This is a genomic window from Pedobacter sp. KACC 23697 (genome assembly GCF_045348445.1).
Lineage (GTDB): Bacteria > Bacteroidota > Bacteroidia > Sphingobacteriales > Sphingobacteriaceae > Pedobacter.
Window position 1 is genome coordinate 820,852 of sequence record NZ_CP157485.1, and the last position, 13,954, is coordinate 834,805.

Genomic DNA, 13,954 nt, shown 5'->3' on the forward strand with positions numbered 1-13,954 from the left:
TTCACTGCGTTCAGAATGACAGCAGGGGTGCGTTTTGTAGAAAGAATGCGCAGTAGAGAAATTCTATCCCAACCTCCTGCCGGTATTAATTACATTAATGCCGTTAAAACGGGTGGTAGGGCTACCATGCGAAACGGCGCTTACCTGCCCTGGCTGACCTTTACCATCCGAAAATGTTCCGCCCAGGCGATAATCGTTTTTATCGCAGCGCTGTACGCATGAATTCCAGAATTCCTGGGTATTGGCCTGATAAGCCGCATCTTTTAACATGCCAACAATCTTGCCTTCTTTAATTTCATAAGCCAACTGTGCGCTAAATTGAAAATTGTAGCGCTGTTGATCAATAGAATAAGAATTCCGCCCGAACATATAGATGCCTTTTTCTACATTTTTAACCATATCGGCAGCACTTAAGGCATTATTTCCGGGCGCTAATGAAACATTCGGCATTCGCTGAAACTGGATACTGTCCCAGCTATCGGCATAACAACAGCCTTGCGATGCTGCCAAACCTAAAATATGGGCCTGATCACGGATGGTTTGGTAATTAACCAAAATACCATCTTTAATAATGTCCCATTTGCCACATTTTACACCTTCGTCATCATAACCCACAGCACCTAATGAACCTTTTTCCAGTTTATCGGCAATAATGTTCACTTCTTTGCTGCCGAAGTTGAATTTTTTTGATTCCCATTTATCCAGTGTCAGGAAACTGGTGCCGGCATAATTGGCTTCGTAACCTAAAACGCGGTCGAGTTCTGTTGGGTGGCCTACTGATTCGTGTATGGTTAGAAAAAGGTGTGAAGGGTCCAGTACAAGGTCGTATTTACCCGGGGCAACAGGTTTGGCTTTTAACTTTTCGTCAACATGTACCGCGGCTTCACGCACATCTTCCAGGATATCGTAGCGTTTTTTGTACATTGTAACCGGCCCGCCTTTTATTTTTTCTTCCTCTTTGGGATTCAGGTATTCAAAACCCATTCCCATTGGTGTGCTTAAAGCATTTCTGGTTTCGAATTTGCCGCTTGCAGAATCGGTTTTAGTCAGGGTAAAGGTTGGCCATATCCTGTGGATATCCTGATCGATGTAAGAACCATCGGTAGAGGCAAAATATTTTTGTTCATTGATCATAAACAAATTGGAACTGATGTATTTTGCACCGCCTTTCATGGCCTCACTATTTACCTTTAAAAGCAGGTCAACTTTGTCGGCAATGGGCACCTCAAAGGCATTGATTTCGATCGGTGTTTTCCAGTTGACCTCTCCAAAACCCTTTTGCGGAGCTAAGCGGACAGGCTCTTCCATCAACTTGGCATTTCCTTTTGCTATGGCCACGGCAGCTTCTGCAGCTTTGGCAATACTGGTATCATCCATATTATTGGTTGCAGCAAAACCCCAGCTTCCGTTGGCAATTACGCGCACACCCAACCCATAGGATTCGGAATTGGAGATGTTTTCTACCCGCGTTTCCCTGGTGGCAACAACCTGATTTAAATATCTTCCAATACGAACATCAGCATAGGTAGCACCCTTGCTTTTTGCTGCATTGAGCGCAACGTCAGCCATTTTTTTCTTTAAGGCAACATCAACAGGCGTTAAAGATTCTTCAACAGAAATTATTTTGCCAACAGCAGGGATGTTGGGCAGCATACTGGCGCCAAGGCCAACACCTGTCATATACAGGAAATCTCTTCTTCTCAATTTTTAGTGGTTTTAAATTCTTAAGTTGGTCGTCATTCCCAACTTGATTGGGAATCGTAATGCAATAGCTTTAGGATTCCCGCCTGCGCGGGAATGACGAATCGCCTATGTCTGTACTTCAGTCTAGATGAGGATATGTAGGCTGGAGCTAGTTAAACTGCATCTGATAACGAAGTGAACGTAAAATCCCTGATTTTCATTGGCGGGATCAATCCGCTTCCCGTTCTTACCGGTTTACCCAATGCTTCCACATTATTGAGCATGATTACCGGGCTTTCGTTGAACCTGAAATTTTTGATCGGGAATTTAATTTCTCCGTTTTCGATGTAAAAAGTACCATCGCGGGTTAATCCGGTAAGTAACAAGGTTTGCGGATCTACTGAACGGATATACCAGAAACGGGTAACCAAAATCCCTTTTTCGGTGCTTTTGATCAGATCTTCCAAAGACTGTGTTCCACCTTCGATGATCATGCTACGGCTAAATGGAAGTGGTTTCACATTTTTTTGTGCAGCCCAATACCTTGAGTAAGATAGATTTTTTACTACGCCTTTTTCTACCCATTGTGTTCTGGTTACCGGCAAACCTTCTCCGGTAAAGGTAGAAGATGGGATTTCAGCATTCATCGGGTCGGAATAAATGTTTACATTTTCAGAGAATAGCTGCTCTCCTAAACGTGTGCCGCCACCCTTTTTGCTCATAAAACTCCGGCCTTCATCGGCACTGCGCGCATCAAAACCCCTGAACATATTGCCAATAATATCGCTGGCCGCAAGTGGCTCTAAAATAACCGTATACTTACCCGGCTCAATGGCTTTTGCACCTGCAGAACCATTGGCTTTGCTTGCTGCAATTTTGCTAAGAGCCAGCGTATCCATTTTGTCAAGGTCATTAAAACCTTGCTCAACATAACCAGATCCTGTTCCTTGTTTGTTCCTTACCGTTACCGAAAAAGAAACATCGGTACCCTTATTGTAGGCGAATAAACCTTTAGAATTCATGATCGCGTTAAAACGGGTCGCATTTTCGAGAAAACCAGCGGCGTCTAAACCTGCAGCTTTAGACACACTTAAACTTTTACCTACCATTTCGGCCCGGGTATCGGGTGTAATGGCAGCCGTTTTGGCATTGTATGTATTCGATTCTGGAAAGGTTTGCGGACCCAGGGGCGGCATAAACTCAGGGTTTTCTGGTGCCAGCATGGCCAGTTCTTCTGCTCTTTTTACCACTTTTTGCAAAGAGGCATCATCAAATTCGTTTATTGTTGCAGAACCGGTTTTTTTACCAAAAGTGGAGCTTACCCCTAAACTCATGGTACTGATCTGTCCTGCGGTAGAAACGGCGTTACGTGCATAACGGATATTTCCGCCGTCAGACCCATTTAAGCCTACTTCACAAAAATCAGCTTTCGAATAACTGATTACTTTTTTTAATATCGCCTGGGCTTCTTCTTTACTTAATATCGCCATAATTATATTTTTCTTGCTGTATTGATAACATTAACTCCATTAAACCTGGTGGTGGCACTGCCATGCGAAACGGCACTGCTTTGAGAAGGCTGACCTTTTCCATCATTAAACGAGCCCCCTAAACGATAATCGCTTTCATCACAAATGGCATGGCAAGAGTTCCAAAACTCTTGTGTATTGGCCTGATAAGCCACATCATTAAGCATACCTGCAATTTTACCTTGCTTAATTTCGTAGAAAATCTGTCCACCAAACTGGAAATTGTAACGTTGCTGGTCAATCGAGAAACTTCCATCGCCAATGATGTAAATTCCTTTTTCAACGTTTTTGATCATATCATCCACACTTAGTTTCTCTTTGCCTGGCTGTAACGAAACATTTGGCATGCGCTGAAACTGAACATCATCCCAGCCTTGCGAGTAGCAGCAGCCATTCGATTCCGTTAAACCGATGATATGTGCCTGATCGCGTATGGCCTGGTAACTTGTCAGAATCCCGTTTTTGATCAGATCCCATTTTTTACATTTTACACCTTCATCATCGTAGCCAACAGCCCCTAAAGAGCCTACCTGGGTTTTATCGGCCACAATATTTACTTTGTCACTGCCAAATTTGAATTTTTTCGATTCCCATTTATCTAATGTAAGAAAACTGGTACCTGCATAATTCGCTTCATAGCCTAAAACACGGTCTAATTCTGTTGGGTGGCCAACCGATTCGTGAATGGTTAACCACAGGTGCGAAGGATCTAAAACCAGGTCGTATTTGCCTGGTTCAACAGATTTGGCCTTAACCTTTTCTGTAGCTACACGGGCCGCCTCCTTCACATCTTCGAGCATATCGTAACGGCCTTTGTAGCGCGTAACAATGCCGGCAACTTTATCTTCAGGTCGGGCGTGCATGTATTCATAGCCTTTGCCAGAAGGTGCACTTAATGCGTTGCGTGTTTTAAATTTGCCCGATTCGCGGTCTACCTTGGTTACGCTGAAAGTTGGGTAAATTCGGTGAACGTCCTGGTCGATGTAAGAACCGTCAGTTGAGGCAAAGTATTTCTGTTCGTTGACCGCGAAAATAACAGAATTTACAAAATTGGCCCCATTTTGCATGGCCACATCGTTTACATTCAAAAGCAGGTCTACTTTTTCTTTTACCGGAACTTCAAAGGCATTAATTTCTATGGGTGTTTTCCAGCTTACCTCGCCATAACCTTTTTGAGGTGCCAGTTGAACCGGTTCGCCCTGGATTTTGGCATTGGCTCTTGCTACCGCAACTGCCTGTTCAGCTGCTTTGGCAATGGCATCTTTCGTGACATTGTTCGTAGCGGCAAAACCCCAGCAGCCATTAACCAACACGCGGATTCCCACACCGTAAGATTCGGTATTGGCTACACCCTGGACCCGTTTTTCACGCGTGGCCACAAATTGGTTTAAATACCGCCCGATACGGATATCAGCATAACTTGCACCTTTTGATTTTGCTGCATTTAGCGCAACATCTGCCAGTTCTTTTTTAATTTTTACATCTACTCCTTCTAAGGCCTGTAAAGGGTCTATTGGAGCTCCGAATGCAGTAAGGTCGGGCAGGAGCAGCGCACCCATACCCATTCCGGACAAGTAGAGGAAGTCTTTTCTTTTCAATTGGTCTGGTTTAGTTAGTTTTCGATTTCAATATAGCCAATTATGCGGCTAAAAAGCCAAATTGATTATAACATTTTAGTTTCAAAGCTGAAAAAGGAGTTGTTTTTTCCTGTTGGGTTATTTTAACCACAGATGAGCACGGATAAACATAGGTTTTTGTGTTTTTTCTTCGTTGTCATCCTCAACGAAGCCGAAGAATAACTCAACAACATAGGGCATTTAAGTTACATGTAAGTCCAAACGATAATTCTTTAGAAACGAATGTTAGTGTGATTTCTAACACACCTCACTTCGTCATTTTGACTGAAGCTGCTGATTTTTCATCAGTTGGGGGGAATGTAGCAATCTGTTTTAGCAGGTTTTATTGTTAGATCTCTCCATTTTGTTTTGCTTCAGAAGATGACAAATCGATTTTAAAAAGCTAAAATCCTCGCTTCATACCATAAGAAGGCAGCAGCGATTAAAAATCCGGCAAAGAACCACCAGCGTGATACTTCTTCTGTTAATACGGTATCCGCTAACTGTGTTTTAGTGTCGTTCTGGCTTAAATTCTGGATAAATTGATGTGTATCGTTTAAAGTTTGTTGGTATTTCAGCGCTTGCCAGTCGTTTTTTCGATAAATATAGATCGGCTCGGTCGTTTGGTTTACTTCTAGGTTAGTCCAACCCGGTTTTTGCGGCCAATAAAGCGCATCCCATTGAAATGGAAGTGCCATATTTTGTCTCGGGCTAAGTTGAACGTTATCGACCTTCAAGACCGGTAATTTGTCCGCTGTTGATAAAGCTGTAATAATCCTCGTTTTTTGATTCACTACAGGGAATTGAGGAATGGTGTTTACAGTCAGCATATCGTTTCTTTTTCTGCCTGCATTAGCGATAAGTTTAGACCAATAGGTTGCATAATCATTTTTTTGCCCGGAGAGTAGCCAATGGTATGTGGAAGAAAGTGTAGAAATTAATACTTTGCCATAACCGTTGATGGTGCTATTGACCATCGCATTTCCATTCGAATCAAAAATAAGAGGCTGATCAGTTGGGTCAGGCTTTAAAAATAATCCTTGTTCGGTTGGTAGTGCATTAAATTTAAATTGATCTTCAGTAAGTCTCAAAATTAGCGGTTTCCCTTTCAGCGCTGGTGATTCAAATCTGCTAAACCTACCGCCAAGCGTTGTTGAAGCTTTTAAATTTGCCACCCTGATCAATAAACCCAGTCCGTTTTTAACTGCGAGATCTATCGATGACCTTTCATCAGGGCTGATGGCTGCTAATTCTTCTTCATCAATAATCAGCACGTCGAATTTTTTTAAGGATGATGTGCTGATCCTGTTAAGGCTCAGGCTATCCAGATTAAGAAAATCAAAAGCATACTTGTTTTTACTGATCTGACTTCTGAAAGCCAGTGGATATTGATTTTCGTAGAGCCAGTTTTTTAAAAATTTATATTCAAAATCTGGAAAAGAGGCCATTATCAATACTTTCATTGGTGCCTGGTCGGCAACTTGTATAGGCACTGGTTCTTTGGCCAGAGTATCGTTTTTCTGTAAACTGATTAATTCATAAACCGCTTTTCCGTTCTGTTTTGGCGTTGTTTTAAACGAAAAGGCTTTGCTCGATTTTGATCCGATTTCGATTGAATCTACTGTTTTGCCCAACCCTTTGAGCAAAAGTTTAACGGCTCTGCTTCCTGAGTTCTGGTAAGTGCCCTGAACTTGCCATGATTCGGTGGTTTTTAATCTGCCCGGCCAATCGGCAGCGATTATTCCGGTGGGATTGGCAGCAGGGTGGAAGATTACCTGGTACCCTTTGAGTTGTGCCAATTCTGCTTTATTTAATCCGTATCCGTAAACGCTCAGTTTGTGGATATTTGGATTGGATTTTAAGAAATAGGAGAGATCTTGGATATTTATAGCCTTTACATTTTTTAAATCTGCAGAAGAGTGTACGTATTTTTTTCCTTTTAGGCGGCTAATTGAATCCGGATGAGTGCCGGCAGTGAATAGAATTAATTCACCAGTATTTTGTGGAACGCGGGTTTTGTAACTGATTGGTACCATTAAAAGTACAAAGCAGCTTACCGCAATAATATTGGCCAGAATCCGCCAGATTAACCTTGCTTTATTTCCCCTACATACCTCTTTATAAAGTAGAAAAGCCAGTAAAACCAAGCCAGCCAGCATAGCGACATATTTAAATTCCATAGCTATCTTTCGGTTTTATTGAGGTTTTTAAAATAATTTTGATATAAAGCCGAGGCCTGACCGGCATTTTGTGTTTGCGGTTTTGGGACTTCGGTATTGATCATTTTTTGCATGGCCTGCTCAACCAGATCGATATCGCTGATCACCAGTTTATTGCCTGTGCTCAACTTCCTTAAACTGCTCAGGGCATTTAAATAAGTAGCAGGATGATCGGCTGCGGCACCAATCATGTATTTTTCTGTTTCGTTAAGTAAGAACAGATCCTGCTCAGTAAATTTTTGACCTGTTTTTCTGTTTTCTAACCGTGCTAGTGCTGTTTTCAGGGTGATGGTTCTCTTTTCTTTTTGCTCGGATGACATTTTTCGCACGGGCTGGGTAATTTTATCCAGCTCACCACTTAAACGTTTTTCAGGTTTTAAAGCTGCCGTTTTTATGGTTGTTTTAGCAACATAAGCGCGCGATTTCTGTTGCAGATCTTTAAGTAACCTGAGCGCCTTATATTCATAAGGCAAAGCTTCCTGCGGTTTATAAGTTCGCAAACGCAGTTCAGCATTCCACATTTCAGTTAAAACAGCTTTTAATTGTGCCTTTATTTCAGGCTCAAAAAAGGTGGCATCTTCCGCAATATCATGTTTATGGGCGTATTTGTCCATAATGTTGCTCACATCACCAAATTTTTCACCTTGAGCCTTGTGTTCCGCATGTTCATCGTGGTCTTCATGGTCACCACCAATTTCAGTTTCGTTTTCTTCTCCCAAAAACTGCCCGTAACGCAAGCGCAACAGCTTCTGGTCAATACCGATATCATTACTTCTGTTTTTAAAAGTTTGTATGGGTATGGATGATTGTTCTTTCAATAGTTTCTCTGTATCGATAATGATCTGCCTTTCGCTTCTGAAATATTCCGGAACCAGGTTAACACCACTGGTCATTCCGGCTAAACTCATCAATTCGGCAGTATCTACAATGGAAACAAAATAAACATCAGAGCGGCTTGATTGACCATGATTGTCCATCGCTTTGATGAAAAAGTAAAGTTCATCGCCAGGTTTCATGCCAAGGTTTTTTAAATCAATCAATTTTCCCAATGAAATGTTCTTCCTGTTGCCAAAATTGGCATCAAATGATAGTTTTTTTTCAGTAAAACTCACCCCCTCACCTTTGCCACTGGCCATGGTAGCCGATATAAAAGCATCGTTAATGCCATAATCATCACTAAGCGATACCTTCAGATCGAATTTTTGCGGCTGACCGATATCAATCGTGGTATGCTGTTTTGGCTGTGTAATTTTAATGGTAACCGGCAGGTCGGGAACCACTTCAATCTGGTAGAGATCTGATTTTTTGCCATCAAGATCCAGCTGGTAAAAACCAGAATTATTGATGGTTTTGCTGAAAGTCCATTGTGTATGTGCCGTGTTAAGAGATTTTAAAGGCACTATTTCGCGATTGTTAAAAATAAGGCTTAACTTTTTAATGCCAATATTCGTTTCTATTTTCCAGTTTATCCGGGCACCTGTTTCTGCAGCAATGGTAAATTGTTTTTGTTTCCGTTCTCCTTTTCCGGTATAGGCTGGCGGAATAATGGTCGCATTGAAATCGGAAATTTCTGCCGGGATATTTTCTTTGATTGTTAGGATTTGATTAGCCTTTTCGCGATCTCTTAAAGACTCACTTTTGGGAAAAGGGATCTGGGTAATGCCAAAACTGATCAGTAAGCCTGCAAACAGTATCAGTAAGCCTGAATATAATTTTCTTAAAGGCTCTTTTGGCTCCGGTAGTTTAGGAATGATGTTTTCGATCTTGCTGCGCTGCAATTGTTGTAGTAAAGTCAGGTTAGCATGATTTTCCAGCACAAGATCAGCACTTTCTTCCAGTTCGGGGTAGCGGTTATTGACAAAACGCGAGATATCCTGATCGGTCGTTTTCCAAATCGGTTTGATGTAGAATGAAATACCCAGTATAACAGGAAAAACAATAGCAAAAAACCATGGGGAATAATGCAACAGGTAAACGCCCATAACCGATAACACCAAAGCGGTGGCCAGGGCAACTGAAACAATGGCAAACAGATAAAAGCTCACCCACCTTATCCTTAAATTACGGATCCAGTTTTTACCTTCAGCTTTTAACATCATTTGGTTTTTTTATGAATGATAAAATACGCTCGGTAACAAAAATTAATAAAGCAGCGATCCAAAATAAGGGTTCAAGTGGCTTATTTAGGATGATTTTTGTTTTGGAAGCGGTTTTTTTAACCTGAAATACATCATTTTGCCTGGCGGATACACGCCGCTGATCGGCTGGGTTATTTTCAAAGCCAAAGTTTGCCATATTTTCAGCGCTGATCACTACAGGCATTAATGCTTTTACAAACAAACCATCCCAAACCAGCTCATTCCATTGTGGGTTAAACCGGCTGTAAAAGTGGAAAATATGTAAAGTGCTAGTTTTTTCATCTGTTAAAATGGCATTTCCAAAACCATCAGACCATACTTTTTCGGCACTATTTGTTGAGGCAATCCTTTTACTCAATTTAATATGGCGGTTATCCAGTTTGATAAATGAGGGTTCGGTAATTACTTTCCCATTTTCATATTGGAATAGGGTTCCGTTTGTGGTAATGGAAGATTTAAAATTTGCAGTAACTGCATCACCTGATAACCAAAAACCAATGTCAGCTTTTTCTGCGGGCGGATTGATGATGATTTTCCGGTTTGTAAAACTGCCGATTGCTTTTAAGGCCGCAATAAGATATTTGCCATCTGCAGTTCCCGGAGCCTGGTGTATGGTTATATTTATCGGTCTTTCATCTCCGGAATTTAAATACTGGTAGGTGGTATTGGACGGATTCGATTTTGCCTCATATTTCTTTCCTGCATAGTTGGCAATCCAACTGCTTAAGGTATCGGTTTGATTTAACAGGATCCAATTTAACCTGTAATGAAGGGTAGGCAGTTCATCACCAAAATGGATTAAGCGCCGATTGGCAAAAAGATAAACATTTGCACTTGGCGGGATAAAATGATTAGCTGCATTTAGTAAAGCGGTATAATTTAGGTTATTGGCTTGTTTTGTTTGGTCATCAGCTGTGTCTTTTAAAGTTAATGCTTTAAAGCCCACATTAAAATCATGGATTTCGTAACTCTTTTTTAGTAGTGAGTCAATCGTTTTTCTGTTTGAATTGAAAACCTGTCGAAAAGTGGCTTTATCCAGCAAAATCCAGCCAGTTTGCCTTCCGGCCAGTGTTACCTTTTTAAGGTAAGGGCGTGCCAGAATAAATACCAGTAGTGCCAAAAGCAAACAGCGAAGTAACAGTAATAACCAATCGTTAATTTTAAAGCTTTTAGCGCTTGCCCTCGAACTTTCACCAAGTAGTGCAATGCTGCCGATTTTAATGGTTTTACCCTGTTTAACACTCCACAGGTGGATAATAACCGGAATAATTAATCCGGCCAGTGCCAATAAACCTATGGGATATAAAAAATGCACCGTTTAAATTCTAAGTTTACTTCTTTGTTTTAAAAAATCCCTTAAAGCCTCCTCTAAAGGTTCGTCAGTACAAATGGTCCGGTAAGAAATTCTTCTGTCGAGCATGTTAACTCTTGTTTCCGCTAAATAAGCCGCGAATTTATTTTTATAATCCTTTCTCGCTTTTTCCTGGTCAATCTGGATCATTTCTCCTGTTTCTAAGTCTTCGAAGGTACTGTAACCCTTAAAATCCAATTCGAGTTCATTTCTGGCCACCACGTGGAAGACTACAATTTCGTGCCGAAGCGTATTCAAGGTATCCATCAATTTAATAATCTCCTCATCAGCTTGATAAAGATCGGTGACCAAAATGAGCAATTCACGTTTTTGGGTACCGGCAAATAATTCTTTATAATGAATGGGCTTGGTAAACCGGCCTTCAGGATTAATCTGCTCTAACTGATAAAACAACCTGGCCAAATGCTGATAATCCTGCCTGGCTGCCATAGAAAAAATACCCGCATTTTTTAGTACATATAAACCAACAGCGTCGCCCTGTAAATTGGCCAGGTAGGCTAAAGATGCTCCCAGATAGCGGGCATAATCTATTTTGGTAAAATTGCCATCGCTATGGTTCATCGAGGCGCTGGCATCTATTAATATGCGCAGGGCAATATTGGTTTCTACTTCCGATTCACGGATGTAATAGCGATCTGAACGGGCAAACATTTTCCAATCAAGTGAGCGTAGGTCATCACCAGGCTGGTAACTTCTGTATTGGCTAAATTCCAAACCCATACCTTTTACCGTACTTTTATTAATGCCACTCATAAACCCGTCTATCGTCATTTTAGCAGATAAGGAGAGGTCTTTAATGGCCATCAATATTTTCGGATCGAGCAGTTTCTGCATTAAATGTTCGCTTTTGGTTTCGAAATGGCTTTGATCAATTCGTCGGTTACTCTGTCTGATGATACGTTTTCGGCTTCTGCTTTAAAGTTCATTAATACCCTATGGCGCAACACCGGATAAGCCATGGCCTGTAGATCTTCTAAAATTACAGCGTATCTGCCTTTAAATAAAGCTCTTGCTTTGGCTGTCAAAATCAGTGCCTGTCCTGCCCGCGGGCCTGCGCCCCAACGTACCCATTCCTTTACGAAATTTACCAAAGTGGTATCGGGGCGGGTTGCGCGGATCATTTCGCTCACATAGGTAACCAGGTCATTACTAATACTTACCTCACGGCTAATGGCTTGAAGTTCCTTAATTTCTTCAGCACCGATAACCGGATTGATGACAGCCTTTTTACTGCCTGTGGTACTGCTTAAAATCTGTGTTTCTTCTGCTGCGGTAGGGTAACCGATTTTGATGTATAACAGGAAACGGTCTAACTGCGCCTCAGGAAGTGGATATGTGCCTGCCTGTTCAATAGGATTTTGGGTAGCCAGGATAAAAAACGGACGGTCTAAAGGATAGGTTTGTCCGCCATAGGTTACTTCAAATTCCTGCATGGCCTCTAACAGAGCCGATTGCGTTTTTGGAGGTGTTCTGTTTACCTCATCGGCCAGGATAATGTTGGCAAACAAAGGTCCTTTATTAAATTTAAAGAAACGTTTTCCGGTGATATGGTCTTCTTCCAGTATTTCAGTGCCCACAATATCGGTAGGCATTAAATCGGGCGTAAACTGGATTCTTCTAAAAGAAAGATCTAAAGCCTGCGACATGGTTTTTACCATCAAAGTTTTCGCTAAGCCCGGTACACCTTCCAGCAGGCAGTGTCCGCCGGCCAATAATGCAATCAGCATTTCTTCAATAATTACATCCTGACCAACAATTACCTTCTGTATTTCGCTTTTTAACAGGGAGATCTTATCGATCAATATTTTTAAGTGGCTTTCTGAACGCTCCAAAACGGTTGATTTTTTAGTATAATGATATGGTGCTTCAATATAGTGCATATTGGCAGATAGTTTTAATCCCCGGAAAAGAATATCAAAAAATTTACAAGATAATTTGGATAAAAAGTTCGAATAATAAAAAATGAAGGTAATTTTAGGCTGTGCGAAGAGCTAAATTTACATTTGCGAGGTTAAAATATAATTCGGGCGACTGGGATACCGATCAGCGCATGCCTTCTAATCTGTTAAATTCTCTGCTGGAGTATACCACCATCCCGTTAGATGAAGAAGAGAAAATTGTAGAATTGAGCAGTCGCGATTTATTTAAATATCCTTTTTGTTATTTAAGTGGACATAAACTGGTTCAGTTTACGCAGCAAGAGGCCGTGAATTTTAAAACCTATGTGCATAACGGGGGATTCGTTTTTGTTGATGATTGTAACCACGATATTGATGGCTTGTTTGCCCGCTCGTTCGAAACGCAGATGAGCAGCCTTTTTGGCCCTCAGGCGTTAAAGAAAATCCCCAATAACCACGGCATTTATAATTCTTTTTTCAAGTTCGAAAAAGGGCCGCCAACAACATCTTTCGAGCTGAACGGCTGGGGCGATGATCTGGTGCACGATTACCTGAAAGCCATTACCATTAATAATAGGATAGGGGTGCTCTACAGCAATAAAGATTATGGATGTGAGTGGGATTACGATTTCAGGAACAAACGCTTCCTGGCAGAGGATAATACCAAGTTTGGGGTAAATATTATCCTTTACGCCATGGGAATTAACAGTTAGCGGTTGACAGTTAGCAGTTGGCTGTTTTTGTGCTGTCAGATGTTCCCATCTGACAGGTTTGAAGCATTTGTTTGATGAAATTAGATCGCAGTGAGTTAAACGATCGTAAATAGCGATCAATGGAACCTATAATGCATATGCGGTTTCGGCCTTTGATTGGTTCAGCACCAAAAAGCTCTGGATATTTCCTACATAGGCCAGTGCACCTATATTGTCTCTGAGGAAATGATTATAAGAAACCATATCGGGCATGGCTACTTTAAGCATAAAATCGAAATGCCCGGTAAGATGATAACATTCCATCACCTCCGGATATTTCTCCATTTCCATTTTAAAGGCTTTTACGATATCTTCCGAATGCATGGTTAGTTGGATGTGTGGAAAAGCAATAAAATGCGACCGCAGTTTATCAATATCGACCAGGGCAACTGTTGATTTGATATAGCCATTTGTACGTAATTTTTTAATACGTTCTACAATGTGGGTCATGCTTTTTCTAAGCTTTCCCGAAACTTCTTTATAGGTTAATAATCCATCACGTTGTAAAAGGTTGAGGATATCGATATCAGTCTGGTCAACTTTTGGAGGTTGCATGTTAATGCTTAGTGTATAATTGTTTCTGTTTTGTTTGCTTTTGTAAAGCTTAAAAATAGTTAAAATAAGCTATATTAATTTAAATTGTTGCATTTTTTTAAAAACTACTTAGTGTATAATTTACAATAATGAAGAAGATTTCGGAGTGCCAATAAAAATTATATTCTGTTATCATATTCTTCTGATTGGCTA

10 protein-coding genes are annotated in these 13,954 nt (G+C 41.0%); 1 reads left to right on the forward strand and 9 read right to left on the reverse strand.

Annotation, left to right across the window (positions count from 1 at the left end):
• Nucleotides 1-63: 63 nt before the first annotated feature.
• The 8 genes from ABEG20_RS03485 to ABEG20_RS03520 all read right to left on the reverse strand — a co-directional run bounded on the left by ABEG20_RS03485 (nucleotide 64) and on the right by ABEG20_RS03520 (nucleotide 12,437).
• Nucleotides 64-1,704: a TldD/PmbA family protein gene (locus ABEG20_RS03485; protein ID WP_406826005.1), complete on the reverse strand. Its 1,641-nt coding sequence runs from the start codon at nucleotides 1,702-1,704 to the stop codon at nucleotides 64-66.
• Nucleotides 1,705-1,856: 152 nt separating this feature from the next.
• On the reverse strand, nucleotides 1,857-3,173 hold the full coding sequence (locus ABEG20_RS03490) for a TldD/PmbA family protein (RefSeq protein WP_406826006.1): 1,317 nt from the start codon (nucleotides 3,171-3,173) through the stop codon (nucleotides 1,857-1,859).
• A gap of 2 nt (nucleotides 3,174-3,175) precedes the next feature.
• Nucleotides 3,176-4,810, reverse strand: a complete 1,635-nt coding sequence (locus ABEG20_RS03495) for a TldD/PmbA family protein (RefSeq protein ID WP_406826007.1) — start codon at nucleotides 4,808-4,810, stop codon at nucleotides 3,176-3,178.
• 413 nt (nucleotides 4,811-5,223) lie between these two features.
• A complete protein-coding gene (locus ABEG20_RS03500) occupies nucleotides 5,224-7,008 on the reverse strand; it encodes a hypothetical protein (RefSeq protein WP_406826008.1) in 1,785 nt (594 codons plus the stop codon).
• Nucleotides 7,009-7,010: 2 nt separating this feature from the next.
• Nucleotides 7,011-9,146, reverse strand: a complete 2,136-nt coding sequence (locus tag ABEG20_RS03505) for a DUF4175 family protein (protein ID WP_406826009.1) — start codon at nucleotides 9,144-9,146, stop codon at nucleotides 7,011-7,013.
• Nucleotides 9,130-10,500: a BatA domain-containing protein gene (locus ABEG20_RS03510; protein WP_406826010.1), complete on the reverse strand. Its 1,371-nt coding sequence runs from the start codon at nucleotides 10,498-10,500 to the stop codon at nucleotides 9,130-9,132. The genes ABEG20_RS03505 and ABEG20_RS03510 overlap by 17 nt, the downstream gene beginning before the upstream one ends.
• Nucleotides 10,501-10,503: 3 nt before the next feature.
• On the reverse strand, nucleotides 10,504-11,391 hold the full coding sequence (locus ABEG20_RS03515) for a DUF58 domain-containing protein (protein WP_406826011.1): 888 nt from the start codon (nucleotides 11,389-11,391) through the stop codon (nucleotides 10,504-10,506).
• Nucleotides 11,391-12,437 carry an AAA family ATPase gene (locus ABEG20_RS03520; protein WP_406826012.1) on the reverse strand — a complete coding sequence of 349 codons (1,047 nt, stop codon included), beginning with the start codon at nucleotides 12,435-12,437 and terminating at the stop codon, nucleotides 11,391-11,393. The genes ABEG20_RS03515 and ABEG20_RS03520 overlap by 1 nt, the downstream gene beginning before the upstream one ends.
• A 101-nt stretch (nucleotides 12,438-12,538) precedes the next feature.
• Here ABEG20_RS03520 and ABEG20_RS03525 point away from each other — a divergent pair, with 101 nt between their 5' ends.
• Complete coding sequence (locus ABEG20_RS03525) at nucleotides 12,539-13,168, forward strand: DUF4159 domain-containing protein (protein WP_406826013.1); 630 nt, start codon at nucleotides 12,539-12,541, stop codon at nucleotides 13,166-13,168.
• 126 nt (nucleotides 13,169-13,294) lie between these two features.
• Here ABEG20_RS03525 and ABEG20_RS03530 read toward each other — a convergent pair whose 3' ends face one another.
• Nucleotides 13,295-13,762: an Lrp/AsnC family transcriptional regulator gene (locus ABEG20_RS03530; protein WP_406826014.1), complete on the reverse strand. Its 468-nt coding sequence runs from the start codon at nucleotides 13,760-13,762 to the stop codon at nucleotides 13,295-13,297.
• Between the last annotated feature and the right edge of the window lie 192 nt (nucleotides 13,763-13,954).

What these genes read in the sequence shown, in the direction of transcription:
- ABEG20_RS03515 (WP_406826011.1), bottom strand. Translation starts at nt 11,391, where the DNA reads ATGCAGAAACTGCTCGATCCGAAAATATTGATGGCCATTAAAGACCTC.
- ABEG20_RS03520 (WP_406826012.1), bottom strand. Translation starts at nt 12,437, where the DNA reads ATGCACTATATTGAAGCACCATATCATTATACTAAAAAATCAACCGTT.
- ABEG20_RS03500 (WP_406826008.1), bottom strand. Translation starts at nt 7,008, where the DNA reads ATGGAATTTAAATATGTCGCTATGCTGGCTGGCTTGGTTTTACTGGCT.
- ABEG20_RS03490 (WP_406826006.1), bottom strand. Translation starts at nt 3,173, where the DNA reads ATGGCGATATTAAGTAAAGAAGAAGCCCAGGCGATATTAAAAAAAGTA.
- ABEG20_RS03505 (WP_406826009.1), bottom strand. Translation starts at nt 9,146, where the DNA reads ATGATGTTAAAAGCTGAAGGTAAAAACTGGATCCGTAATTTAAGGATA.
- ABEG20_RS03530 (WP_406826014.1), bottom strand. Translation starts at nt 13,762, where the DNA reads ATGCAACCTCCAAAAGTTGACCAGACTGATATCGATATCCTCAACCTT.